The organism is Microbacterium sp. 22296, assembly GCF_052045385.1.
Lineage (GTDB): Bacteria > Actinomycetota > Actinomycetes > Actinomycetales > Microbacteriaceae > Microbacterium.
Map to the genome: position 1 here is coordinate 201932 of NZ_JBQEOS010000002.1, position 24441 is coordinate 226372.

Annotated in this window: 20 protein-coding genes; 6 read left to right on the top strand and 14 right to left on the bottom strand. The window is 70.3% G+C overall.

The genetic code is table 11. From position 1 onward, the window contains the following. Positions 1 to 41: 41 nt before the first annotated feature. The 5 genes from ACTJJP_RS04630 to ACTJJP_RS04650 are packed head-to-tail and all read right to left on the bottom strand — an operon-like array spanning position 42 to position 6086. Positions 42 to 1343, bottom strand: a complete 1302-nt coding sequence (locus ACTJJP_RS04630; RefSeq protein WP_440773853.1) for an alpha/beta hydrolase — start codon at positions 1341 to 1343, stop codon at positions 42 to 44. After that, positions 1340 to 3853: a bifunctional lysylphosphatidylglycerol flippase/synthetase MprF gene (locus ACTJJP_RS04635; protein ID WP_440773854.1), complete on the bottom strand. Its 2514-nt coding sequence runs from the start codon at positions 3851 to 3853 to the stop codon at positions 1340 to 1342. Before ACTJJP_RS04635 ends, ACTJJP_RS04630 begins: the two co-directional genes overlap by 4 nt. A gap of 36 nt (positions 3854 to 3889) precedes the next feature. Beyond that, positions 3890 to 5194 (bottom strand): GNAT family N-acetyltransferase, encoded by a 1305-nt coding sequence (locus ACTJJP_RS04640; RefSeq protein ID WP_440773855.1) that lies wholly within the window; start codon positions 5192 to 5194, stop codon positions 3890 to 3892. Between the two features lie 50 nt (positions 5195 to 5244). Then, positions 5245 to 5487 (bottom strand): zf-HC2 domain-containing protein, encoded by a 243-nt coding sequence (locus tag ACTJJP_RS04645; protein ID WP_440773856.1) that lies wholly within the window; start codon positions 5485 to 5487, stop codon positions 5245 to 5247. Beyond that, positions 5484 to 6086, bottom strand: a complete 603-nt coding sequence (locus ACTJJP_RS04650; protein WP_440774156.1) for a sigma-70 family RNA polymerase sigma factor — start codon at positions 6084 to 6086, stop codon at positions 5484 to 5486. The genes ACTJJP_RS04645 and ACTJJP_RS04650 overlap by 4 nt, the downstream gene beginning before the upstream one ends. 112 nt (positions 6087 to 6198) lie before the next feature. On the opposite strand from ACTJJP_RS04650, the gene aroA reads away from it, so the two are divergent. The 3 genes from aroA to bcp are packed head-to-tail and all read left to right on the top strand — an operon-like array spanning position 6199 to position 9090. Then, complete coding sequence (gene aroA, locus ACTJJP_RS04655; protein WP_440773857.1) at positions 6199 to 7545, top strand: 3-phosphoshikimate 1-carboxyvinyltransferase; 1347 nt, start codon at positions 6199 to 6201, stop codon at positions 7543 to 7545. A gap of 13 nt (positions 7546 to 7558) precedes the next feature. Beyond that, a complete protein-coding gene (gene rsgA, locus ACTJJP_RS04660) occupies positions 7559 to 8620 on the top strand; it encodes a ribosome small subunit-dependent GTPase A (RefSeq protein ID WP_440773858.1) in 1062 nt (353 codons plus the stop codon). Continuing rightward, the gene (gene bcp, locus ACTJJP_RS04665; RefSeq protein WP_440773859.1) at positions 8617 to 9090 is read left to right on the top strand and encodes a thioredoxin-dependent thiol peroxidase; all 474 of its coding nucleotides are present in this window, start codon (positions 8617 to 8619) and stop codon (positions 9088 to 9090) included. The genes rsgA and bcp overlap by 4 nt, the downstream gene beginning before the upstream one ends. 70 nt (positions 9091 to 9160) lie before the next feature. On the opposite strand, the gene ACTJJP_RS04670 is transcribed toward bcp, so the two are convergent. Beyond that, entirely contained in the window at positions 9161 to 9541 is a 381-nt protein-coding gene (locus tag ACTJJP_RS04670) for a histidine kinase (protein WP_440773860.1), read from the bottom strand. 210 nt (positions 9542 to 9751) lie between these two features. Between ACTJJP_RS04670 and ACTJJP_RS04675 the strand changes: the two genes are divergently transcribed. Further along, complete coding sequence (locus tag ACTJJP_RS04675) at positions 9752 to 10000, top strand: WhiB family transcriptional regulator (RefSeq protein ID WP_013583608.1); 249 nt, start codon at positions 9752 to 9754, stop codon at positions 9998 to 10000. A gap of 388 nt (positions 10001 to 10388) precedes the next feature. Here ACTJJP_RS04675 and ACTJJP_RS04680 read toward each other — a convergent pair whose 3' ends face one another. Then, positions 10389 to 11885, bottom strand: coding sequence for a sensor histidine kinase (locus ACTJJP_RS04680; protein WP_440773861.1), 1497 nt, complete (start codon positions 11883 to 11885; stop codon positions 10389 to 10391). Positions 11886 to 12494: 609 nt separating this feature from the next. On the opposite strand from ACTJJP_RS04680, the gene ACTJJP_RS04685 reads away from it, so the two are divergent. Further along, a complete protein-coding gene (locus ACTJJP_RS04685) occupies positions 12495 to 12941 on the top strand; it encodes an Rv3235 family protein (RefSeq protein WP_440773862.1) in 447 nt (148 codons plus the stop codon). A gap of 128 nt (positions 12942 to 13069) precedes the next feature. Here ACTJJP_RS04685 and ACTJJP_RS04690 read toward each other — a convergent pair whose 3' ends face one another. Beyond that, entirely contained in the window at positions 13070 to 14296 is a 1227-nt protein-coding gene (locus ACTJJP_RS04690) for a pyridoxal phosphate-dependent aminotransferase (protein ID WP_440773863.1), read from the bottom strand. A gap of 120 nt (positions 14297 to 14416) precedes the next feature. Continuing rightward, positions 14417 to 17215, bottom strand: a complete 2799-nt coding sequence (secA, locus tag ACTJJP_RS04695) for a preprotein translocase subunit SecA (protein WP_440773864.1) — start codon at positions 17213 to 17215, stop codon at positions 14417 to 14419. Positions 17216 to 17398: 183 nt separating this feature from the next. Here secA and ACTJJP_RS04700 point away from each other — a divergent pair, with 183 nt between their 5' ends. Next, complete coding sequence (locus ACTJJP_RS04700) at positions 17399 to 18712, top strand: hypothetical protein (RefSeq protein WP_440773865.1); 1314 nt, start codon at positions 17399 to 17401, stop codon at positions 18710 to 18712. Between the two features lie 78 nt (positions 18713 to 18790). Here the strand turns inward: ACTJJP_RS04700 and hpf are convergent, their stop codons facing one another. The 5 genes from hpf to mtrA form a co-directional block, all read right to left on the bottom strand. After that, on the bottom strand, positions 18791 to 19456 hold the full coding sequence (gene hpf, locus ACTJJP_RS04705; RefSeq protein WP_440773866.1) for a ribosome hibernation-promoting factor, HPF/YfiA family: 666 nt from the start codon (positions 19454 to 19456) through the stop codon (positions 18791 to 18793). 93 nt (positions 19457 to 19549) lie between these two features. Further along, complete coding sequence (locus tag ACTJJP_RS04710) at positions 19550 to 20218, bottom strand: ComF family protein (RefSeq protein ID WP_440773867.1); 669 nt, start codon at positions 20216 to 20218, stop codon at positions 19550 to 19552. Between the two features lie 80 nt (positions 20219 to 20298). Then, on the bottom strand, positions 20299 to 21957 hold the full coding sequence (locus ACTJJP_RS04715; RefSeq protein WP_440773868.1) for an LpqB family beta-propeller domain-containing protein: 1659 nt from the start codon (positions 21955 to 21957) through the stop codon (positions 20299 to 20301). Beyond that, a complete protein-coding gene (gene mtrB, locus ACTJJP_RS04720) occupies positions 21954 to 23636 on the bottom strand; it encodes an MtrAB system histidine kinase MtrB (RefSeq protein WP_440773869.1) in 1683 nt (560 codons plus the stop codon). The genes ACTJJP_RS04715 and mtrB overlap by 4 nt, the downstream gene beginning before the upstream one ends. A gap of 7 nt (positions 23637 to 23643) precedes the next feature. Then, complete coding sequence (gene mtrA, locus ACTJJP_RS04725) at positions 23644 to 24324, bottom strand: MtrAB system response regulator MtrA (protein WP_055958363.1); 681 nt, start codon at positions 24322 to 24324, stop codon at positions 23644 to 23646. Between the last annotated feature and the right edge of the window lie 117 nt (positions 24325 to 24441).

Sequence of the window (24441 nt, forward strand, 5' to 3'; positions counted from 1 at the left end):
GCACCGCCACGGGTGATGACGGCTCCGGGCACCTCCGTCGGTCAGGAGGGCGGCGCGGCCAGCCCGAGCGCGGGCGCGAGAGCCGGGATCGCCCAGGCCAGGCTCGCGTCGAGCGTCTCGCCCGTGTGCCCGCCCCCCTCCACGACGTACGTCAGGGTCGTGAAGCCCGCCGCATCGGCTGCCTGGGAGTTGGACAGCTGCCCGGGGCCGTAAATGGTGTCGGCGCTGCCCCAGGTGAAGATCGCCGTGTGCCCCGTATAGGTTCCGGCGGGCGCGGCGCCCATGATCACGGACGGCTTGTCGGCCTGGAAGGCGGCCGCATCGCCGTTGTACACGTCGGCGACGGTCTGAGCCACATGCTCCGAGCCCGGGAACTCGTTGCCCATCACGTCGAGCATCTGTCCCCAGGTGTCGGGGTACCGCGCGCCGTACATCGCCGCGCACGACCCTCCGTTCGAGAAGCCGCCGATCGTCCAATACCGGTGGTCCGTGACGATGTTGAGGTTCTTCTCGGCCCACTGCGGCACGAGCTGGTTGATGTACGTCGCCACTGCTCCGTACTTCGCGGAATCGACGCACGTGGGGTCGAGGTCGGGCGCGCTGAGCTGGTCGACCACGATGGCGATCGGGGCGAGGCCCTTGTTCGCGGCGGCGAACGCGTCGAGAGCCTTCGCCAAGGGGGTGGGGTCGGGCGACCCCGGCTGACCCATCATGAACACCAGCAGGGGCAGGGCCGGCGGATTCGCGACCTGGGCCGCGGGGGGAAGGTACAGCGACGCGTCACGCGCCGCGAACTGCCCCGTGGGGATCTTGGTGCTGCCGGTCAGCGCACTCACCGATCCCGTCGCGGGCATGTCGGCCGGCGGCTGCCACGTCTGGTACAGCGTCGAGGGATCACCGGCGGCCGCGCCCTGCTGCGGCAACGAGGCCGGGTCCAGTGCCTGCACGCCGAGGATCGCGGCGAGGTTGTGCGTCACGCCGTAGGCGGTGTTGACACCGAGGATGCCCGCGAGAAGCGCCGAAAGGACCGTGACGACGCCCGCGACCCGGCGCGCCCCGGGGCTGCGGAAGATGCCGACGACACCGACGGCGAGGGCGGCGATCGCCCCGGACGCCCACCAGATCGCCGTGCCCGGCAGCGGGCCCTGGAACGTGTCCATCGCTTCGAGGATCTTCGCGACCACGAACATCACGACCCCCGCCGCGGCTCCGATCGACAGCGTGAGCACGACTCGGCGGTGCGGCCACGCGATCACGGCGATCAGTCCGAGGAGGGCGACACCCGCGCTGATGAGCAGCAGCGGAGAGTCGATCAGCTCGAACGACAGGATGAACTTGTTCACCGCCGCCCCTCCCACGCTGTCCGCGCCAGCGCGACCATCTCGCGACGCGAGGCGTCGGGCAGGTAGGCGCGTCCGACGGCCGCCCCGATGCCCGGCAACTGCAGCGGGTCGCGGTACGCCAGGGCCAGCGAACGGTACCGCGGGCGGAACTTGCCCTTGAAACGGAACAACGACGCGAAGCCGTACGCCGGCTCCAGCACCTCGGCGAGCCAGCGCAGCAGGGCCCGCAACGGTGCGGGGTCGCCCTCCACCGCCTCGTCGGGGTCGTCGGCGAGCGGGGCACCCGACAGGCTCAGCACCGTGGCTCCCTCCTCCTGCAGCTGCAGGGCGGCCTTGGCGATGAGGAACTCCATCATCCCGTTGGGGCCGTCGGTGCGGCGTCGCATGAAGTCGAGGGTCCACCCCGTGATCTCGCCGTCGGTCCAGCTCGGCATCCAGCTCGTGACCGCCTCGATGCGCTCGTCGGGACCCACCGCCAGCAGGAGCCGTACGTCACGGTCGCGCAGCTCGTCGAGGGACCCGAGCGTGAAGCCCATCTCGGGGAGGGCCCGGTCGGCGACCCACTCCTCGTCGATGGCGACGACCTGCGACGCCTGCGACACGGTGAGCTCGTGCCAGCGCGACCAGACGGCCGTGTAGCCCTCTCGCTCGGCGCGGGTGAGCGGCTGGCGTACCTTCTGCCAGGTCTTGCCGGCGAAGGTGAGCCCCGGCAGATCCATCACGGTCTCGACGCCGACCGGCACATGCCTCCACCCGAGTTCGACGAGGTCGCGCAGCGTATCGGCGTGCACGCTGTAGAACGCGGGGATCCACCCGTGCTCGACGCAGAAGTCGGTGAAGCCCCTCAGCGCCTCGAGGCGGCGCCCCGCTGGTGCGAGGGGGTCGGCGACCGCGAGCGCGACGTCGCCGGAGAGCCGGTAGGCGACCGCGCACTCTCCGTCTTCCGAGTACCAGTGGCGGTTGCCGGCCCAGGTGCCCAGGAACCCGAGGGTGTCGCTGCCGCGACGCAGCAGTTCGCGGTAGCGGCCCTCGTCCGTCGCGTCGGGGCGCTGCACGCGGCGGAACAGCCACAGGATCGATGCCACCACGATGATCCAGAACAGCACGCCGATCCACTGATACGCGAACAGGGCCGGGCCGCTGTGGGGGAACGCGGTCGAACCTCCCGGGTGGGTGAAGGCGGGCGGCAGGAAGCGTCGCAATGTCACCGACAGAAGCTCGAGGAAGGAGACGTCGCGGTCGAACGCGCGTTTTCCGATGGCCTCGACGACGAAGAGCGTCGTCGCGCAGACGAGGAACGCCAGGGCGATCGCGACCGCCACGGTCTTCGCGGCCTTCGGCGTCGCGCGCACCGAGAACCGCGCACGGGCGACGACCAGCGCCGCGGCGAGTACGAGCGGGATGACGACGCTCGCGATCGCCCACAGGACGTACTCCGCACCGCTGCCGTCGACCCAGGGGTCGATGCGCAGTCGACCGTCGGCGAGCGAGACGAGAGGAAGTACCCCGGATGCCACGAGCACGAACACCGCGACGACCCAGGCCGCGCGCCGCCCCTGTCGCAGCCCCCACGCCGCGACCAGCAGCAGGACGAGCGGCGTGATGGCCAGCAATGCCGGTCCCGCGCCGCGCGTCATGAGGAGGGCGACCTGCTCGTCGCACACCGACGCCGCCACCGTTCCGCACTGCGCGAGCACCTCGTCGTCGTACTGCGTGTAGGCGTCGACGACGAGGGAGAGCGGGCCACGTCCGCCGCCGCTGACCAGAGCGACGATCGGCCCGCTGCCGACCACCGCCACCAGCAGCGCGAGCAGCGTGCGACTCTCCCTCGTGGAGCTGCGGTGCCACGACCGCCGCTCGCGCCCCCGCGCGAGGACGGCGCCGAGGCCGAGGCCGATCGCCGCGGCCGTGAGGCGGTACCAGGAGTCGGCGTCGCCGGCGTAGAGGGCGAAAAGGGCGAGCAGGGCGAAGCCCACCAGGCGCAGTCGCCGCCGCCACAGGGTGGTCGCGAACGCCGAGGCCGCCATGACCGCGCCAGCGATGGGCGTCGTCGGGTCGAGGACGGGCACCTCGGCCGCCACGACGGGTCGGAGGTCCGTCACCGTCCAGGCCGCGGCGTGCAGGCCGATGCCCACGAGCAGCCCCGCGAGTCCCGTCGCCGCCAACAGCAGGGCTGTGCGGCGAGACCCCAGCAGACGCTCTCCGTAGGCGAGCACGGTGAGGGCGAGCAGCGCGGATGCGACCGCGTCCACCGCCGAATCCGGCACGACGAGTGCGGTGAACAGCGTCCACCAGCGACCGCTCGCGAACGTGGCGAGGGGACCTGCGCCCCAGGAAAGGGCTCCCGCTTCGTTCCAGAGCGATCCGGTCGCCGCTGCCGCGGCGAGCACGACGACGGCGACGACCACGGCGACCGGATTGCGGGCGAGGTATCCGCGGAGGTAGGGACCCACCGCCCGCAGGCGCGAGGGCGTCTGCGCGCCGGGCTCGGCTGGTGCTGTTTCGGACATCGGCGAAAGCCTATGAGCAAAGCAGGGCGGTGGGCATCAGTACCAGATGTCGAGAAGCGGAGTCATAGATGACGCAAAGGAACGGTCGATCGCCGCGAGGTCACCGGGGTGCCCCGAGGCGATCCCCGCCGCGGCCAGGTCGGTGGCGCGCGCGCCTCCGAGCAGGAGGGAACCGAGCGCGTTGACGGTCATCTCGACGTCGACCGAGTCGTCGTCGGCGATGGTCTCGACCACGGCCTCGCCCTCGTCGCCGATGGTCACGCGCCACGCGCCGTCGGCGAACCCGAGCGGGTCGGTGACGCGCATCGCGACCCGCAGGGGTGCGGAGTAGGCCCGCGAGGCGAGGGCACGCGGCACGTCGAGGATCCGCAGCCACTGATGATCGGTCAGTGTCGCCGTGACCGCGCGGCGGTCGGCGACCATCCACTGGACGGGCGGGACGGGTGCCTGGAGCGAGGCCTTCACCGTGCCGACCAGGTCGTGCTCGATCACGAATCTCCACAGGGCGGCGTAAGCGTCGGGCGACTCCGCGAACAGCGCTCGAACGTCGAGGTCGTGCGCGGCGAAATCGTCACGATCGGCGATCGTGTACGCGACGACGCCGCGCTCGACGCCCTCGGTGTCGCGGTACACCACGGCACGCACCTTCTCGCCCTGCTTGTCTCCGGGCGCCACGCCGGCGACCCCTCGCCAGCGTCCGTCCCACCCGGGCACCGATCCGGGGCGCTGCCGACGCACGCGCTCGTGGACCGCCCCGATCCTGTCGGCGAGGCCCTCGCGCGGCACGAAGTCGAGGCGTCCGTCGGGGGTCGGACCCGTCCACCGGGCGCGGGTGGTGTCGATCTCGACGTCGGACGCCCACGTGGCCGGCGAGAAGCCCCAGCGGCCGTAGATGGTCGCCTCGGTCACCGTCAGACCCGCGAGGGCGAAGCCGGCGGCCGCCGCCGTGCGCAGCTCGCCACCCAGCATCGCCCGGGCGATCCCGCGACGACGGTGCGTCGGCGACACGGTCACGGCACTGATGGCCCAGAGGTCGGTCTGTCGCCCCGGCGAGGTGGTGAGCTCGGTCGCCCACGAGTCGACCGTGCCCACGGGAACTCCCGGCTCCGCTCCGTGCCGGTCGTAGACCGCGGTGAGCCGGCGGGTGCGCAACGTCATGCGTGCGTTCTCGGCTTCGTCGTCCGTCGGCTCCCCGCCGAGGAATCCTCGCGCCACGGCCCGCTGGAACGGACGATACGCGTCGCCGTCGGCATCCACCCGCGCATAGTCCAACCCGGAGGCCGAGAGCTCATCGGCGGAAAAACGGTCGAGGGGCAGCGTCATGTGGTCGATGGATGCCATGACCACAGCCTACGGAGCCCCTCCGACACCCACCGGCGTCGCCGAGCGGGTCAGTGCGTGGCTTGGATCGCCCGCAGGCGCGCGAGCACCTGGTCGCGCAGTTCGTCGGGGGCGGTCTCTTTGCACGCTCGCGCCACGACGTCGGTCAGGGTGCGCGCCACCAGCGCCTCATCCTGGCATCCGGGGCAGTTCTCGAGGTGTTGACGGATGTCACGCGCCTCGGTCTTGCAGACCTCGTTGCGGAGGTACTCCTCCAGGTCGCGCCGTGCCTTGTCGCAGCCGCAGTCGCTCATTTCTTCTCTCCCGTCGCGGCCGTGATGCCGCGCTCCTTGGCGTAGTCCGACAGCAGGTCGCGCAGCAGCCGCCGGCCGCGGTGCAGACGGCTCATGACCGTGCCGATCGGAGTCTTCATGATGTCGGCGATCTCCTGGTACGCGAAGCCCTCGACGTCGGCGAGGTACACCGCCATCCGGAAATCCTCGGGGATCGACTGCAGGGCGTCCTTGACGACGGATGCCGGCATGTGGTCGATCGCTTCGGCCTCGGCCGAACGGGCGCTGCTCGCGGTGGTCGACTCGGCTCCGCCGAGCTGCCAGTCCTCGAGGTCGTCGATGGCGCTCTGGTACGGCTCGCGCTGCTTCTTGCGATACGTGTTGATGTACGTGTTCGTCAGGATGCGGTAGAGCCAGGCTTTGAGGTTCGTCCCCTGCGTGAACGACGCCCACGAACCGAAGGCCTTCACGAAGGTCTCCTGCACGAGATCTGCCGCATCGGCGGGATTGCGCGTCATGCGCATCGCCGCGGCATAGAGCTGGTCCATGAAGGGCAGAGCCTGCTCTTCGAACTGTGCGCGAGGCTCGACCTGCGAGCCCGCTTCTGCGGTGTCGTCCATCGCGCGCCAGTCTACGTCGGGCATGTCGAAGGCCGCCGAGATGCGCGCGGGCGAGCTGTCGCGCTCGAGAAGTGCGGTCACGTGTCGTCCCCTTTCAGTAGGCTAGGAACCGATGAATCCGCTCGGGTATTCCCCTTCCGCCGCCACGCCTCGCGGCGCCTGGGGCGCGCCTGTCGCCGCCGGTCCCGTGGATGCCACGGTCACCGTGCCGGGTTCGAAGTCGCTGACCAATCGCGAACTCGTGCTCGCCGCGATCGCCGACGGCCCGGGCACGCTGCACGCCCCCCTGCACTCCGACGATTCGGCCCGCATGATCGACGCCCTGCGGGCGCTGGGTGTGGGCATCGACGAGATCGACACCGACTCCCCCTTCGGGCCCGACCTGCTGGTCACTCCCCCGGCGTCGCTCCTCGGCGGAACGACCGTCGACTGCGGTCAAGCGGGCACCGTGATGCGCTTCGTCACCCCGCTGGCGGGCTTCGCGCGAGGCGACGTCCACGTCACGGCGCACGAAAGCGCCCTGCACCGCCCGATGGGCGCGATGATCCGGGCCCTGCGCGATGTGGGTGTCGACATCGACGACGGCGGCCACTGGGCCCTTCCCTTCTCGGTCCGCGGTCACGGTCACGTGCGCGGCGGCGAGGTCGAGATCGATGCGAGCCAGTCGAGTCAGTTCGTCTCGGGGCTGCTCCTGGCCGCTCCCCGCTTCGATGTGGGCCTGCGGCTGCGCCACGTCGGCTCGCGGCTCCCGAGCGTCCCGCACATCGACATGACCGTCGAGGCGCTCGCCCACCGCGCCGTCCACGTGGAGCGACCGGCTCCGGGCGAGTGGATCGTCCCCGCGGGGCCGGTCCGGGCCAAGGACATCGCGATCGAGCCCGACCTCTCCAATGCCTCGCCGTTCCTGGCCGCGGCCATGGTCGCGGGCGGCTCGGTCACGGTCACGGGCTGGCCTCTGCACAGCACGCAGCCCGGCGCGCTCCTGGTCGACATCCTCGCCGAGATGGGTGCGCGCGTCAGCCGTCGCGGCGGCGCCCTCACCGTCGCTGCCGGAGACGACGGCATCCTGGGGGTCGAACTCGACCTCTCCGCCGCGGGGGAACTCGCTCCCACGCTCTTCGGTCTGGCGGCTTTCGCCGACGGGCCCACGACCTTGCACGGCATCGGGCACATCCGCGGGCACGAGACCGACCGCATCGCCGCCCTGGTGGGCAACTTCCGCTCCCTCGGCGGCGAAGCCCACGAACTCGACGACGGCATCCGCATCGTCCCCCGTCCCCTGCACAGCGGCGTGTGGCAGGCCCATCACGACCACCGCATGGCGACCACCGGCGCCCTCATCGGACTCCGCGTCCCGGGCGTGCAGGTCGACGACATCGGGACGACGGCCAAGACCCTCCCGCAGTTCGCCGCACTCTGGCACGCCATGCTCGGCACCGACGCCTCGGTGAACGCGTGAGCGGGACACACCCGTGAGCTGGCTCGCCGACGATGACGACGACGACGATCTCGCCTACGACGAGTCGTCGATCCGGTCGCGGCCGAACCCCAAGGCGAATCGGCCCCGCACCAAGCGTCGACCGGCCCACGCCGACGCGCGGATCGCCCGCGTCCTGGGAGTCGACCGCGGGCGCTACACCGTGCTCGTCGACGAGGACGGACCCGATGAGCACCGCATGCTCGCGACCCGCGCGCGCGAGCTCCGCAAGCAGCCGATCGTCAACGGCGACCGCGCACGGGTCGTCGGCGACCTGACCGGCGGCGAGGGCACGCTCGGTCGCATCGTCGGCATCGAGGAGCGCACGTCCCTTCTGCGCCGCAGTGCCGACGACACCGACCAGGTCGAGCGGGTCATCGTCGCCAACGCCGACCAGATGCTGATCGTGGTCGCCGCAGCCGACCCCGAACCCCGAGAGCGGCTCGTCGACCGCTACCTCGTCGCCGCCCTCGACGCCGGCATCCGTCCGCTGCTCGTGGTGACGAAGACCGACCTGGCCGATCCGGCCGAGTTCCTCTCGCACTTCGCCGGCATCGACCTGCGCGTCTTCACCAGCGCACAGGGGGCCATGCCGTTGGACGAGATCGGCGAAGCCATCGCCGGGCACTCCACCGTCTTCGTCGGACACTCCGGCGTGGGGAAGTCCACGCTCGTCAACGCGCTGACCGGCTCGGAGCGCGCGATCGGGCACGTCAACGTGGTGACCGGCCGGGGGCGGCACACGTCGTCGTCGGCCGTCTCCCTGCGCTATCGGGGACCCGCCGGATCGGGCTGGGTCATCGACACCCCGGGCGTACGCTCGTTCGGCCTCGGCCACGTCGACCCGGCTCACGTCCTCGGAGCCTTCACCGACCTCGCCGAGGCGGCCGAAGACTGCCCGCGCGGCTGCACCCACTTGCCCGATGCGCCGGACTGCGCGATCGCCGAGGCCGTGGCATCCGGTCGCCTGGGTCCCGGAGCCGAGGCGCGCCTCGACTCGCTGCACCGGCTGTTGACGACGTTCCAGGCGATCGAGCGTTCTAGGCTGGAGGGGTGACGAACCTCGACAAGGGCGACACCGCCCCCGAATTCACTCTGCTCGACCAAGACGAGCACCCCGTCTCGCTGAGCGACTTCCGCGGCCGCCGCGTGATCCTGTACTTCTATCCGGCCGCCCAGACGCCCGGCTGCACGACGCAGGCGTGCGACTTCCGCGACAGCCTGGCCTCGCTGCAGGGAGCCGGATACACCGTCCTCGGTCTCTCTCGCGACACCCCCGAGAAGCTGAGGGCGTTCCGCGACAGCGACGGCCTCACCTTCCCCCTGCTGAGCGACCCCGAGCACACCGTGCACGAGGCGTACGGCGCCTGGGGTGAGAAGCAGAACTACGGCAAGACCGTCACCGGTGTGCTGCGCTCGACCTTCGTCGTCGACGAAGACGGCAAGATCGTCGAGGCGCTCTACAACGTCAAGGCCACCGGTCACGTCGCGCGTCTGCGCAAGACCCTCGGCCTCGCGGCCGTCTGACTCCACGGTGCCGACCCCGCCCGCCGCATCCGCGGTCGGCGGGGTCGTCGCGTGAAGGCCGCGGGGGGGGTCAGTCGTGATCGCGACGCCGCGGCGCGGCGCGCCGCACGGCCAGCACGAGCAGGACCAGTCCGACCACAGCCGGGAGGGCGATGAGCAGGGCGACCGTAGGGGCCGCCCATTCCCCCGTGACGGCGCCGATGGCGACCGACAGGATCAGCAGCTGCGTCACGATGCCGCCTGAACGCGCGGCGGAGGCGTCGCGCGCCGTTCCGACGCCGAACGCGCCGACGATCGCCGCGCCGATGACCGTCAGGACGATCAGCGCGATCGAGCTCGCCACCGAGTCGGTGTCGCCGCCGATCAGCGCGACGACCTGCCAGCCGGCGAGGGCCAGGATGCCGAAAGCCTCGAGCCCGAGCAGCGCGGCGGCCGCGAGTCGAATCGGCATCCGAAACCCTCCGAAGGGCGCCGCTGGCCCGTTACGATCCGGAAACCTGCCGGTTACCTCTTGATCAGGCGGAATCGCTATGGGAGCATGGAACAAGCCGTGTGCTCCCACAGCGAAGTGGGGCGAGCAATCGCTCGCGTTCCCACCAGGGTACCGGACCCGATAGCCGGTGCCGAATCGACCGAAATTTCTGTTACAAGGAGCACCCCTATGGATTGGCGCGACAAAGCAGCCTGCCTGACAGTCGACCCCGAGCTGTTCTTCCCCGTCGGTAACACCGGCCCCGCGGTCGACCAGATCGAGAAGGCCAAGTCGGTCTGCGCACGCTGCACCGTCACCGAGGTCTGCCTGCAGTACGCCCTCGAATCCGGCCAGGACTCGGGCGTGTGGGGCGGCCTGAGCGAAGACGAGCGCCGTGCCCTCAAGCGCCGCGCCGCTCGCGCTCGCCGCGCCTCCTGACACCACGGCATCCGTCGTCCGAAGAAGCCCACCCCCGCGGGGGTGGGCTTCTTCGTGTTCCGCGACCGCCGGAGCGCCGACCGTGCGGACCCGAAGAGCTTCGTGCGCCGCGATCAAGCGCGATCCACGGAGGCGCACGGCGAGGAAGCGATCCGCGGGGTCGCGCCGCCCGGAACCGCGAGCTGCCCGGTCATACGAGGAGAAAGGCGACCCTCGGGGTCGTGCCGCGCGGAACGCAATCCGCGCNCGGCGGGGTCGCGCGCGCGGCCCGCGACGTGCCCGGCCATGCAACGAGAAACGCGATCGGCGGGCGGAAACGCCGCGATGTCGCGTTTTCACCTGCGGATGCCGTTTCTCGCGCCTACTCGCCGGTTCGAAGAGCCCCGGCTCAGGCCGAGGCGCCGCCGATGTAGCGCAGCGGGATCTCGATGGTGACCTCGGTCCCGCTGCCCATAAGAGTGTGCCAGTCGATCGTTCCGCCGAGCTCGCCCTGGATCAGCGTGCGCACGATCTGCGTGCCGAGTCCCCGCCCGACCTGACCCTCGGGCAGGCCCACACCGGTGTCTCGGACGCTGACCTCGAGCATCTCCCCCGTGCGCTCCGCCGCGATCTCCACGTCTCCCTCTTGGCCGGCCAGTCCGTGCTCGACGGCATTGGTGACGAGCTCGGTGAGGGCGAGGGCGAGCGGGGTCGCGAACTGGCTCGGAAGGGTGCCGAACTGGCCCGTCGAGCGCGTGCGCGCGCGGGTGTTCGGGGCCGCCGCCACCTCGGCGACGAGCTTCAGGACGCGGGCGAAGACGTCGTCGAAATCGACGTTCTGGGCGAGACCCTCCGAAAGGGTGTCGTGGACGACCGCGATGGCCGACACTCGGCGCATGGCCTGGGTGAGGGCGTCCCTCGCCTCGTCGGAGTGCGTGCGGCGCGCCTGGATGCGCAGCAGCGAGGCGACCGTCTGCAGGTTGTTCTTGACGCGGTGATGGATCTCGCGGATCGTCGCGTCCTTGGTGATGAGCTCCTGCTCCTGGTGGCGGATCTCGGTGACGTCGCGGCTGAGCACGATCGCGCCGATGCGGTTCCCACGATCGCGGAGGGGGATCGTGCGCAGCGACACCTGCACACCCCGCGCCTCCATGTCGGCACGCCATGGTGCGCGGCCGCTGACGACGACGGGGAGCGACTCGTCGACGTCCTGACGCTTGGCGGGGAGGATACGAGCCGTCACCTCGGCCAGCGACTCGCCCTCGAGCTCGTCGTCGAAACCCATGCGGTTGAATGCCGAGAGCGCGTTGGGGCTCGCGAAGGTCGTGATGCCGTCGACATCGAGGCGGATGAGCCCGTCCGAGGCGCGAGGGGCGCCACGGCGTGGAGCCGTCGGAGCCGCGAGATCGGGGAACTCGGCCGACGAGATCATGCGGAAGACATCGTCGGCGCAGTCGTTGAACGTGATCTGCTGACGCGACGGCGTGCGCGTCTCGCCCAGATTGGTGTGGCGGGTCAGCACGCCGACGGTGGTGACCGCCGCACCCTCCCGCGAGAGCTCGCGCACGATCGGCACCGCGCGCACGCGTGTGGGCGTCTCCTCGAACCAGTCCGGGGATGCCGAGTCGACGATGCGTCCACTCTGAAAGGCGTCCCGCACCTGCGTGCGCCACTGCGGTCGCACCCGGTCGCCGACGATGTCGCGGTAGAACAGGGTGGCCGCTCCCCCGGGCCGCGTGTGCGCGACGGCGACGAAGGAGTCGTCGGGGGTGGGAACCCAGATCACGATGTCGGCGAAGGCGAGATCGGCGAGCAGTTGTCCGTCTCCGGCCAGGCGGTGCAGCCACTCGACGTCCGCCTCGCTGGAGCGGCCCTGGGCGTAGACGAGTTCACTGAGTGTCGACACCCTCCCAGCCTAGGGGAGAGGGTCGGCACAGCCCCCTCCCGGAGCCACCGAGGGAGAGCCGCTGAGCCGTCGGGGGTGAAGTGCCCGGCGGGGCGGAATCGGGGTGGGGCGAACCGGGAGACGGTCGCGCGGCCGGCATCCCGGAGCCGATCGTCCGCTCTTTCCGGGAGCGGGTGAGCGCGATGCCTCCCCCGAACGGTGGACATCGTGAGAGCGGGGCCTTCTCCTGTTGATTTCTGGTCCCGTCCACGACCTCCCGTCCTGTCTGTGAGCCTCCATCCCGGTCGGCCTCGAATCGCTCGGCAAGGCGGCACCTCGACCCCGGATCCGCTCCCGCCGCTCGGTCGCGATGCGCCCGGTCCGCGACGGCGCGATCGCCCGCGACGCCCGTCATGGCGCGGATCCTCCTCGATCGCGGCCGACCCGTCGGCGCGGAGGGGCCGCCAGTCGGCGTCGGCCTCTCGTCGGCACGGCGACAGCTTCTCACCACCTCGAACCGACCCGGCATCCTCCACAGGCGCCCCGATCGCTCGGGCTCGCCGACTCACCGCTGCCCTACTCTCGACGTCACCCCCCGCTCGCTTCACGCACCATTCCTCGGAGGGAACCATGTCACAGCCGCACGTCCACACCGTCTCGAGCCCGACGCGACGCTCGCTCGCGGCCGCCTCCCGGTCGGAGGAGTTCTTCGGCCGGCAGAAGACCTCGGCCACCGAGCTGCCGTCCGCGGAGACCTTCACGCTCAACATCGTCCGCGGTGTTCTCGAGGTGCTCGCGGGAGTGCGGGAGGTCGACCAGCTCGCCCGGTGGTTGTCGGAAGACGTCTATCGCACGGTCGTCGTCCGAGCCGGCCTCGCCGCCCGCGCGCGCAGCGCCCGCGGAATGCCCGCACCCCGGGCGACGCACATCATCCAGAGCGTGCACCTCTCGTCCCCCGCCGATCACGTCGTCGAAGCCACCGTGACCGCGTCGACGCGACTGCGCACCCGCGCCGTCGCCCTGCGCCTCGAGGGGCTCGACGGCCGGTGGCGGGTCACGTCGCTGGGCCTGCTGTGAAGATGAGGCTCGTCGCGTCGACCGGCACCCTCATGCGACGTCGAAGACGGCGAAACGGAGACGGGTGCGGACTCGCCCTCGGGTTCGCGCGTGAAGCGTCGGGGTCAGGAGCTGAGCGGCCTCGCAGTTCAGGGCTTCCAAGACGACAGGAAGTTCCCCAGCCGCTCGATGGCGTCCGAGATCACGCGCGCCTCCGGCAGCGTCACGATGCGCACGTGGTCGGTCGCCGGCCAGTTGAAACCCGAACCCTGCACGAGCAGCACGTGTTCCGCCAGCAGGAAGTCGCGGACGAACTGACCGTCGTCGGGGATCTCGTACACCTCGGGATCGAAGCGCGGGAAGGCGTAGAGGGCACCGCGGGGCATCACGCACGAGACGCCCGGAATCGCTTCGAGGCCCTGCCACGCGGCATCCCTCTGCTCGTGGAGACGGCCGGAGGGGGCGATGAGCGCATCGATGGACTGTACGCCCGACAGCGCCGCCTGCACCGCGAACTGCGCCGGAACGTTGGGGCACAGCCGAGTGGATGCCAGCAGGTTGATGCCGTGGAGGAACCCCTGCGCGTGGTCCTTCGGACCGGTGATGGCCAGCCATCCCGATCGGTAGCCCGCGACCCGATACGTCTTGGAGAGGCCGTTGTAGGTCAGGCACAGCAGGTCGGGCGCGATCGTGGCCATCGGGATGTGCACCGCGTCGTCGAAGAGGATGCGATCGTAGATCTCGTCGGCCAGGATCAGGAGCGAGTTCTCCCGGGCGATCGCCGCGATCCCCTCGAGCACCTCGCGCGAGTAGACCGCGCCGGTGGGGTTGTTGGGGTTGATCACCACGATCGCCTTCGTGCGGGGCGTGACCTTCGACCGGATGTCGTCCAGGTCGGGCTGCCACTCTCGCGATTCGTCGCAGAGGTAGTGCACCGGGGTGCCCCCGCCGAGGCTCGTCATGGCCGTCCACAGCGGGTAGTCGGGTGCGGGGATGAGCACCTCGTCGCCCTCGTCGAGGAGCGCCTGCATCGTCATCGTGATGAGTTCGGACACCCCGTTGCCGAGGAACACGTGATCGGGGTCGAGGTGCGGGAAGCCGGGCTCCTGCTCGTACCGCGAGACGACGGCCCGACGAGCGGACAGGATGCCGCGGCTGTCGCTGTAGCCGTGCGCGTTCGGCACCGAGGCGATCATGTCGCGCACGATCTGGTGCGGTGCCTCGAATCCGAAGACCGCCGGGTTGCCGGTGTTGAGCTTGAGGATCGAGTGCCCCTCGGCCTCGAGTCGGTCGGCCTCGACGAGGGCCTCCCCCCGGATCTCGTAGAGGACGTCTTTCAGCTTCGACGACTGATCGAGGGGGCGTAGCGGGCTCATCGGTTCAGGATATCCCCGGCCTCAGCGGGCCAATCGACACCGAGTGGACCACGCGTCGCTCATCGCGAACGACGGATGCCGTGCCCCGGTGATCGAGGCACGGCATCCGGTGTTCGTTCGTTACTTCTTCTTCGCGGCGCGACGGTCGGCGCGGTTCGACGCGGCGGACTCGTCCACGGCGTCGGTGCGCTGCCCGAACGCCCCGCGCGCACCGGTGGGCACGGGCTCTGCGGCGGGGGCTGCGGGCTGTGCCGCCTCACGTAGGCGGTTGGTCGCGGCCTGCTGCACCTGACCGCGGTCGTTACGCACCTCGACCTCGCCCGCGTCGTTCGCGGCAGAGTACTCCAGACGCTGCGTCTCGACGGGGGTCGGGGTGAGGCCCTTCGCCTCGACCTGCGCTTCGTCGCCGTCGACCTTTCGAACCTCGACCTCGAGGTTGTAGAGGAAGCCGACCGACTCCTCCTTGATCTGCCCCATCATCGACTGGAACATCTGGTAGCCCTCGCGCTGGTACTCGATCAGAGGGTCGCGCTGGGCCATGGCACGCAGGCCGATGCCGTCCTTGAGGTAGTCCATCTCGTAGAGGTGCTCGCGCCACCGGCGGTCGAGCACCTGCAGCACGACACGTCGCTCCAGTTCGCGCAACGCCTGCTCGCCGAGCTGCTGCTCGCGATTCTCGTACGCGATCCGGGCGTCGGAGATGATCTCGCGCTTGAGGCCCTCCGGGGTGATGCGGCCCTTGCTGCCTCCGGCCTCGGCCACGACCTCGTCGATCGTGACGCTCACCGGGTACATCGTCTTCAGTTCGGTCCAGAGCGCGTCGAAGTCCCACGACTCGGTGTGGCCCGAGCCGGTGTGATCGTCGATCACCGCGGTGATGGCGTCTTCGATGAAGTGCTGCACGCGGTCGGCGATGTCGTCGCCCTGCAGCATGTGACGACGGTCGGCGTAGATCGCCTCGCGCTGACGGTTCAGCACGTCGTCGTACTTGAGGACGTTCTTGCGCATCTCGGCGTTGCGCGCCTCGACCTGCGACTGCGCGCTCTTGATCGCGCGGGACACGAGGCCCGACTCGATCGCGACGTCGTCGGGGAAGTTGGTGCGCGCGAGGATCGCCTCGGCGGCCCCGGACTGGAACAGGCGCATGAGGTCGTCGGTGAGCGAGAGGTAGAACCGGCTCTCACCGGGGTCGCCCTGACGGCCCGAACGACCGCGCAGCTGATTGTCGATGCGACGCGACTCGTGACGCTCGGTGCCGAGCACGTAGAGGCCACCCGCCTCGGTGACCTTGGCGGCCTCTTCGGCGACGGTGTCGCGCATGGACTGGTAGACCGTGTCCCACTCGGACTCGTAGGCCTCGGGCGTTTCGACCGGGTCGAGGTTCTTCGCCTTCATCTCCTGCACGGCGAGGAACTCGGCGTTGCCGCCGAGCATGATGTCGGTTCCACGACCGGCCATGTTGGTGGCGACCGTCACGGCGCCGAGGCGCCCGGCACGGGCGACGATCTCGGCCTCCCGGGCGTGGTTCTTGGCGTTGAGCACCTCGTGGCGCACGCCCTTCTTCGCGAGCAGACGCGAGAGGTACTCGCTCTTCTCGACACTCGTCGTGCCGACCAAGACGGGCTGGCCCTTCGCGTGGCGCTCGACGATGTCTTCGACGACCTGGGCGAACTTGGCCGTCTCGTTCTTGTAGACGAGGTCGGACTGGTCCTTGCGGATCATCGGCTTGTTGGTGGGGATGGGCACCACGCCGAGCTTGTAGGTCGACATGAACTCGGCCGCCTCGGTCTCGGCGGTACCGGTCATGCCCGAGAGCTTGTCGTACAGGCGGAAGTAGTTCTGCAGGGTGACGGTGGCGAGGGTCTGATTCTCGGCCTTGACCGGCACGCCCTCCTTCGCCTCGATGGCCTGGTGGATTCCCTCGTTGTAGCGGCGCCCGACCAGGATGCGACCGGTGTGCTCGTCGACGATCATGACCTCGTCGTTCATGACGACGTAGTCGGTGTCGCGCTTGAACAGCGCGATCGACTTGATCGAGTTGTTGAGGAACGAGATGAGCGGCGTGTTGGCCGACTCGTAGAGGTTGTCGATGCCGAGGTAGTCTTCGACCTTTTCGATACCGGGCTCCAGGACACCGATGGTGCGCTTCTTCTCGTCGACCTCGTAGTCGACGCCGGCCTCGAGGGTGCGGGCGAGCTTGGCGAACTCTGCGAACCAGCGGTTGGCCTCACCGGATGCCGGTCCCGAGATGATGAGCGGGGTGCGTGCCTCGTCGATGAGGATCGAGTCGACCTCGTCGACGATGGCGTAGAAGTGGCCGCGCTGCACGAGGTCTTCCTTGCGCCACGCCATGTTGTCTCGCAGGTAGTCGAAGCCGAACTCGTTGTTCGTGCCGTAACTGATGTCGGCCTCGTACTGCTCACGGCGCACCTCGGGCGTCTGGCCCGAGACGACGGTGCCCGTCGTCATTCCGAGCGCACGGTAGACGCGGCCCATGAGCTCCGACTGGTAGCTGGCGAGGAAGTCGTTCACGGTGATGACGTGCACGCCCTTGCCGGCGATGGCGTTGAGGTAAGCAGGGAGAGCCGCGGTCAGCGTCTTTCCCTCACCGGTCTTCATCTCGGCGATGTTGCCGAGGTGCAGAGCGGCGCCGCCCATGATCTGGACGTCGTAGGGGCGCTGGCCAAGGGTGCGCTTGGCCGCCTCGCGGACGGCGGCGAACGCCTCGGGCATGAGCTGGTCGAGCGTCTCGCCGGCCTCGAAACGGGCACGGAGCTCGACGGTCTCGTTGCGCAGCTCGTCGTCGGTGAGCTGCTCGTAGTCCTCTTCGAGCGCTCCGGTCGCCTTGACGACGCCCTGTAGGCGACGCAGGACGCGGCCTTCACCGGCGCGCAGCAGTCTCTCGAGCGGATTTGCCACGAAGAATCTCCATCTGTCGGGTGCGACGCCCGCATGGGCGCCGGCCTGCGAACAGGCATACGTGGCCATGGTATCCGTGTTACCGGTTCGTGACCTGCGAAGCAGCCGCAATCCCTCGGCCGGGTTGCGCGCCCGCAGCGAACACACGGCGACGGGCACGAACCCGCCGCTTAGGATCGAGCCATGGCGGGTTTCTGGGGTAAGAGGAAGCGCGAAGAGCAAGACGCGGCCGACGCGGATCTGGCTCGACGGGCCGAGCTGGCGATCGTCGCCGCAGACGAGCGGGTGCGTCTCACCTCGGACGAGCTCGATTTCGCGCGGGCAGAGCTGGGCGACAAGGCCACCGAAGACCTCGCCGCCGCCCTCGACTCCGTGCGCACCCACCTCGCCGAGGCCTTCCAGTTGCATCAGCTCAACCACGACGAGATTCCGGATACCAAGGAGGAGTTGCGAACGCGCAACGCGCGCATCGTGCAGCTCTCCCAGTGGGCCGAGGACCTCCTCGAGGAGCGCACGCAGGTTCTGCAGCCCAAGATCGACGCCGTGCGCCGCGCCCCCGAGACGCTCGCCCGCGTGCGCGCCGACCGCGAACGTCTGCAGGAGCGCATCCCGAACGCCCGCGACGTCGTCGAGCGCCTCTCGCGTCGATACAGCGACTCGGCGCTCGCGCAGATCGGCGGCAACCCCGAAGAGATCGAGCAGCTCCTCGACTTCGCCGTGCACACCGCATCCGTCTCCGAGCGTCGCCGCGAGGCCGGCCAGCGCGAGCAGGCCTCGGTCGCACTCGAGGCGGCCACCGAGGCGGTCCGCCGCGCCGAGTCCCTTCTGGATGCCGTGGACACCTTCGAGATCGAGGCACTGCGCGCCGAGTCGACTCTCGCCGCCGTCGTGGACGACTCCCGCAACGATCTCGTCGAAGCGCGCCGCGAGGCGCAGACCCCCGCGGTGATCGCCGCCATGTCGACCCTGCAGGCAGCGCTCACCGCGCTGCCGGCATCCGGTACCCGCAGCGACCCCTTCGCGGCCCTGTCGTCGCTGCGCCAAGCGAACGCCGACCTCGATCTCGCGCGAGAGCGCGCCGCCCGCCCGGTGCCCTCGCAGGAGCAGGTCGAGCACGCGATCGACGACGCCGATCGTCAGCTCGCGGTCGCCCGCGGCCTGATCACCGGCCATCGCGGGTGGATCGGCGCCGATGCGCGCACGCGCTTCGTCGAGGCCGAGCGCCTGCGCGCCGGTCTTCCCCTCGGCCCGGTGAGCGAGGACCAGCGCGAGACGGTACTCGCCACCGCGCGGCGCGCGGGCGCTCTAGCCTCCGAGTCGCTCCAGATCGCCCAGCGCGACATCGAGCAGTCGCGGCCCGACGAATGGGGCGGCAACGGCTACGGTCGCGGCGGGATGGGCGGCCGCGGCGGGGGTATGGGCGGCGGCAACATGGTCGGCGGCATGCTCGGCGGCCTCGTCATCGGCTCGCTGCTCGGCGACATCTTCGACGGCTGAGCGCGGGCGCGCGCACACCGCCCCTGCAGACACGACGCCCCCGTCCTTCCGGACGGGGGCGTCGTGTTCGTGCGGGTGTCAGGATGCCGCCGGGACCGCCGGCGCAGCCTGCGTGGCGAGGGCGATCACGCCGTAGTCCCATCCCTTGCGGCGGTAGACGACGCTCGGGTGATCGGTGCGTGCGTCGATGAAGAGGAAGAAGTCGTGGCCGACGAGTTCCATGCGGTCGACAGCGTCTTCGACCGTCATCCACTCGGCGGCGAACTCCTTCTGGCGGATGACGACGGGCGAGTAGTCCTCCTCGTCCGCTGCGCCTTCAGCCTGAACCGGGATGGATCCGGTGGCGACGGCACGCAGCACGTCGACGGAGGCCGGCTCGACGTCGATGCCCGAGAGCTCGCCGGTGCCCTTCTCGAACTTGGCCCCACGAGGGTGGTTGCGCGCGTCGATGCGCTTGTCTTTGGCTCGGCGCACCTGCTCCGAGATCTTGTCGACGGCGAGGTCGAGGGCTGCGAACTTATCGACGTCCGTCGCCTCCGCGCGAACGATCGGGCCCTTGCCGTCGAGGGTGAGTTCGACCGTGTCGTCTTCCATGCGGCCATTGCGATAGGCCCGATGCGTCACCTTGACCTCGAGCGCTCCGGCGCGGGGCGCCAGGTGCTCGATTCGACTGACCTTCTCTTCAACCACGGTGCGGAATCGATCGGTGATACCGACTCCCACGCCGACGATGTTGGTGTCCATCAGTGACCTCCTTGTTCCGGGTTCCGCCCGGTCTAAGGGCGGAACGTCCGTCGCCTTCAGTCATCCTTACGCTAGTGGGCGGCCACCGCCCTGTCACGTGCGAATCACCTCCGGTTCACCTGCGGATCGCCCGCGACGCGGAGTGTGCGCCAGGGCAACGACCCGCACATCGGTGGCGCCCGCCGCGCGCAGGGCACGAACCGCTTCGGCCAACGTCGCACCCGTCGTGACCACATCGTCGACCACCACGACCGGCCCGCTCACCAGGCCACGGACCGCGAACACGTCGCGGACGTTCTCGCGACGCGCCCGACCATCGAGTCCACGCTGATCAGCGGGTGCTCGACGCAGTCGCAGCAGACGCTCGGGGCGCCGACCCGTCCGCCGCACCAGCACCTCGACCGGGCGATAGCCACGTCGGCGGAACGCCGCACGCGACGAGGGCACCGTCGTGACCGTCGCCCCCGAGGGACCGGATGCCGCCAGCGCCGCGGCCAACGCGGGGGCGAGGTCGCGCGCCAACGCCGTACGCCCCTCCTCCTTGAACGCCCGGATGACCCGGGCGGGGACGCCCTCGAAGGGCAGTGCGCTCACGACGGTCAGATCGGGCTCGCGCGAGCTCCGCGACGGCCGCGGAGCCAGGTGGCCACGGCATCCGTCGCACAACGACACGTCGGGATCGTCGCACCCCGCGCACGCGAGCGGCAGCCAGAACGTGAGGGCGTCGCGCAGAGCGGACGCGATCGGGACGAGGAGGGCCATACGGCGAGCCTTCCGCGCCCGGCCCCGGCTCGGTGGGCCGGACGCGGGGTCGGTGGACGCCCGACCCCTGGGGAGGAGCGTCAGGAAGTGGTGCCCTGCTGCGCCGCGAGAACACGGATGCCGGAGGCCACGAGCGTCCAGGAGCTTCCGCGGCGGCTGAACAGGCGTCCCTGGTCGTCGAGCACGCGGACGCTCGTACTGCCCGCAGCCAACGTGCGGGTGCCCTCCGGCGCGACCGAGTCGGTACCGCGCCCGCCCACGCCGAGCTCGTGCAGGGTGCTGACGCCGTCGACGCTGGAGAGCACGCCGATGGTGGTGTCGTCGAGCCACGCGAGGTCGAACGCCCCCGGCTGCGAGAACGACAGCACGTGAGGCGGGCCCAGGTCGATGTCGCCGTTGGTGCGCTGGATGCCGGCGACCCACACCTCGCGCACGCCCGAGACGGTCACGACGGCGGCGATGCGCGTGCCGTCGCGTGAGATCTGCATGGCGGTGATCTCCGCAGCATCCGGCCAGGCGTTGCCGACGTCGCGCGGAACACCCTCGGCCGTGATGGCCCGCATCTGCGTGGGCGCCGCCGCGGGAACGCTCCAGATGGCCCCCTCCGCGTCGATCGAGGGGGCGATGAGGCCAGGACGATCATCGAGGAGGAACGTGCGCCCATCGGCGAGCGCACTCGCGACCGACCCCTGCTGCGTCCGGATCGCGGCGAGGCTGCGATCGGCCTCGAGCTCGATCGAGGAGGGCGCCAGCGACTCGACGGCGTCGGAGAGGCCGTCGATGGGCTCGACCGTGTCACCCGTGAGCGAGCCGAACAGGCCGATCGAGGTCAGCACCGCCGGCGAGGGATCGACGCGTGTGACGCGCACCGGCACCTCGGTGGCCGTGATGGGAGTGCCCTCGACGGTCATCTGCACGTCGCTGATCCCCGCCGTGGCGAGACTGCGTGCGAGCTGGGTCTGCATGCGGTCGAGCCGCGTGCGGTCGAGGCTCAGCGCCGCCCGCGGCAACTGCACCTGCGCCACGCCGTTCTGCGACAGGGTGACCGAGCGCCCCACGAGCGACAGTTCGTCAGGGAACGCGGACGCCACCGCACCCGCGAGCCATGTGCTGGGCTGCCCGTCGACGAGCGCGGTGGCCACCCGGCTGGCGACCAGGGCGCGGGGGAACCAGCGGACGTCCGGCACGATGAAGCTGTACGTGGGGTCGAAGTAGGCGATGGATGCCGGCTGATAGACGGTCGGGAACACCTCTTCGTACAGCACGACCCCGTCGGGGGCGGCGGTGATGCGCCACTGGTCGTCGATCCGCGCGAGGGTGAACGAAAGGGTCTCGGCCGTGCCCGACGCGGCGGGGGCGTAGGCGCCGTCGGCGTCCACTCCGGCGGTCGCCATCACGGACACCGCAACCGAGGTGCCGTCGGCGGCGGCCGTCGCACGGCGGTCGGCCAGGCGGTCGATCGTCACACGGGCCCGCGGGTCCCACTGCGTACCCGCGGCGAGGAAGAGCTTCGCGGTCGCCCAGTCGTCGGCGGGACCGGAACCGGCTCGCAGGAACCCCTCCACGATCTCGGTGGGCGTGGCATCGTCCTGCGGGCCGTCGGGGACGAACGCGAAAGCCTGGGTGTCGTCGGACTGCGGCCCGCGGCCCGGATTGACGTAACCGGTGGTGGGCAGGCCCGTGCACGCGGCGAGGGCGAGCACGAGGGCGAGGCTGACGAGAGCGAGGGCGCGCCTCATGACGTCCTCCTGACTCCGGGACGGGTCGAGATGGGCTGCGTGAGGCCGAGCGCCTCGAGCGCGCCCCCTTGCTCGTCGTCGGGTTCGAGGGGAAGGGGCGAGCCGGTCACCGGCCTGCCGGTGCGCGGCAGGGTCAGCACGAAATTCGACCCGCGACCGAGTTCTGACCACACCGCGAGGGTGCCGCCGTGCAGGCGCGCGTCGCCCAGCGCGATCGAGAGCCCCAGGCCCGTGCCGCCGATGGTGCGTACCCGCGACGGGTCCGCGCGCCAGAATCGGTCGAACACGCGCTCGACGTCGTCACCGCGCATGCCCAGGCCGAAGTCGCGCACGCCGAGGGCGATGGCATCCCGATCACTGTCGACCGAGACGACGATCGGACGCCCCTCGCCGTGCTCGATGGCGTTGCCGAGGAGGTTGCGCACGATGCGGCGCACGCGACGGGCGTCCATGTCGACCGGGGTGTAGCCGCCGGGGGCGACGAGCCGCACATCGGAACCGTGCCCCTCGGCCAACTGCTCCATCGAGAGGATGACGTCCTCGGCGAGGTGAGCGAGACTGGTCGGCTCGAGCTCGAGCTGCACCGACCCCGCGTCGTACCGGCTGATCTCGAGCAGGTCGGTCAGCAGCACCTCGAAGCGCTGTACCTGCGCGTGCAGCAGCTCCGCAGCGCGACCCGTCACCGGGTCGAACTCCTCGCGCTGGTCGTTGATCATGTCGGCGGCGAGCTTGATCGTGGTCAGGGGCGTGCGCAGTTCGTGCGAGACGTCGGAGACGAAACGCTGCTGCACGAGCGAGAGATCGGCGAGTTCCTTGATCTGCGATTCGATGCTGTCAGCCATCGCGTTGAAGGAGCGGTTCAGCGTGGCCAGCTCGTCTTCGCCGCGCACCGGCAACCGCACACCCAGGTCGCCCGCCGCGAGCTTCGCGCTGGTCTCTGCGGCATCCGCGATCGGGGTGGTCACCGAGCGGAGGACGAACCAGGCGATCGCGCCGATCAGCACGACCAGGACGAGTCCCACCACCCACAGCAGCACTTGAACGAAGGAGAGCGTCTGCGAGGCGCTGACGAGGTCGTACCCCATGTACAGCTCGTACGAATCGACGCCGTCGGAGGCGGGGAAACGGAGTTGGTGTCCGACCAGGATGCCGGGGACCTCGCGGCCTCCGTCGGAGGGCAGCGCGACCGACTGCCACCACTGCAGGTCGGGGCTCGACTGCACCTGCGTGCGCAGCGCCTCGGTGACCAGATTCGACTCGAACGCGGGTGAGATGAACGGCTGCGGAGCCAAGGGGGACGGCGGGCCGATGCGGTAGAGCGCGATGAGGTCGCTGGAGGACTGCTGCGACAGGCGGGTCGCGATGCCGTTCATCAGGGTCTGGGCGGCGGCCGGGTCGGTCGAGTCCACCGCGGCGTCGAGGGTCGCCTGCGCCGCAGCCGTGGCGCGCTGCGCCTCGAGGAGCACCTGGTCCTTCCGCGCGGTGAAGAGCTCGTTCTGGATGACGAGCGCCATCGCCAGACACGTCGCGAGGATCGTCACCGCCGTCAGCGTGACGGTGATGAGGATCGTGCGGAAGCGCAGGGATCGGCGCCAGAGCGTGCGCAGGCGGTCACGGGCGAGACGCCAGTCGCGGATGCTGCGCGGCTGAGGCGGGAGGGTGCGGACCGCCCCCGTCATGAGGTGCTCAGGCCACCGCGCCGGCGCGGTATCCCACGCCGCGCACGGTGGTCACGATCCGCGGATTGTCGGGGTCGGCCTCGATCTTGGCGCGCAGGCGCTGCACGTGCACGTTCACCAGACGCGTATCGGCCTTGTAGTGGTAGCCCCACACCTGCTCGAGCAGCATCTCGCGGGAGAAGACCTGTTGCGGCTTCTCGGCGAGCGCGACGAGGAGTTCGAACTCCAGCGGGGTCAGCGCGATCGGCGCGTCGCCTCGGCGCACCTCGTGTGCGGCGACGTCGACGGTCAGGTCCCCGATCCGCAGGGTCTCGTCGGCCGCCGCCTGGACCGGCCGCAGGCGCGTGCGGATGCGGGCGACGAGCTCCTTCGGGTTGAAGGGTTTCATGATGTAGTCGTCGGCGCCCGACTCGAGCCCCTTCACCACGTCGGCGGTGTCGGTGCGCGCCGTCAGCATGATGATCGGAACGCCGGACTCAGCGCGCACCCGCGTGCAGATCTCGATGCCGTCGACCCCGGGCAGCATGAGGTCGAGGAGGATGAGGTCGGGGCGCTCGGTGCGCCAGGCGTCCACGGCCTGCGCACCGTCGGCGCAGAAGACGGTGTCGAATCCCTCGGTACGCAGCACGATGCCGATCATCTCGGCCAGCGCGGTGTCGTCGTCGACAACGAGGATCCGTGAAGTCATTCGGGTGTACGTCTTCCAGCTCGGACCCGCTCGGAAACGGGCAGGACGCCCCGGTGGGGGCATGTCCCATCGAGAGTAGTCGACCTGCCTGCACGAGAGGCGAGCGTGTCGGGGGTG

What these genes read in the sequence shown, in the direction of transcription:
- ACTJJP_RS04690 (WP_440773863.1), bottom strand. Translation starts at nt 14,296, where the DNA reads ATGAGCCCGCTACGCCCCCTCGATCAGTCGTCGAAGCTGAAAGACGTC.
- ACTJJP_RS04715 (WP_440773868.1), bottom strand. Translation starts at nt 21,957, where the DNA reads ATGAGGCGCGCCCTCGCTCTCGTCAGCCTCGCCCTCGTGCTCGCCCTC.
- ACTJJP_RS04645 (WP_440773856.1), bottom strand. Translation starts at nt 5,487, where the DNA reads ATGAGCGACTGCGGCTGCGACAAGGCACGGCGCGACCTGGAGGAGTAC.
- ACTJJP_RS04675 (WP_013583608.1), top strand. Translation starts at nt 9,752, where the DNA reads ATGGATTGGCGCGACAAAGCAGCCTGCCTGACAGTCGACCCCGAGCTG.
- ACTJJP_RS04640 (WP_440773855.1), bottom strand. Translation starts at nt 5,194, where the DNA reads ATGGCATCCATCGACCACATGACGCTGCCCCTCGACCGTTTTTCCGCC.
- hpf (WP_440773866.1), bottom strand. Translation starts at nt 19,456, where the DNA reads ATGGACACCAACATCGTCGGCGTGGGAGTCGGTATCACCGATCGATTC.
- ACTJJP_RS04635 (WP_440773854.1), bottom strand. Translation starts at nt 3,853, where the DNA reads ATGTCCGAAACAGCACCAGCCGAGCCCGGCGCGCAGACGCCCTCGCGC.
- ACTJJP_RS04685 (WP_440773862.1), top strand. Translation starts at nt 12,495, where the DNA reads ATGTCACAGCCGCACGTCCACACCGTCTCGAGCCCGACGCGACGCTCG.
- ACTJJP_RS04710 (WP_440773867.1), bottom strand. Translation starts at nt 20,218, where the DNA reads ATGGCCCTCCTCGTCCCGATCGCGTCCGCTCTGCGCGACGCCCTCACG.
- ACTJJP_RS04650 (WP_440774156.1), bottom strand. Translation starts at nt 6,086, where the DNA reads ATGGACGACACCGCAGAAGCGGGCTCGCAGGTCGAGCCTCGCGCACAG.
- aroA (WP_440773857.1), top strand. Translation starts at nt 6,199, where the DNA reads ATGAATCCGCTCGGGTATTCCCCTTCCGCCGCCACGCCTCGCGGCGCC.
- ACTJJP_RS04700 (WP_440773865.1), top strand. Translation starts at nt 17,399, where the DNA reads ATGGCGGGTTTCTGGGGTAAGAGGAAGCGCGAAGAGCAAGACGCGGCC.
- mtrA (WP_055958363.1), bottom strand. Translation starts at nt 24,324, where the DNA reads ATGACTTCACGGATCCTCGTTGTCGACGACGACACCGCGCTGGCCGAG.
- mtrB (WP_440773869.1), bottom strand. Translation starts at nt 23,636, where the DNA reads ATGACGGGGGCGGTCCGCACCCTCCCGCCTCAGCCGCGCAGCATCCGC.
- ACTJJP_RS04670 (WP_440773860.1), bottom strand. Translation starts at nt 9,541, where the DNA reads ATGCCGATTCGACTCGCGGCCGCCGCGCTGCTCGGGCTCGAGGCTTTC.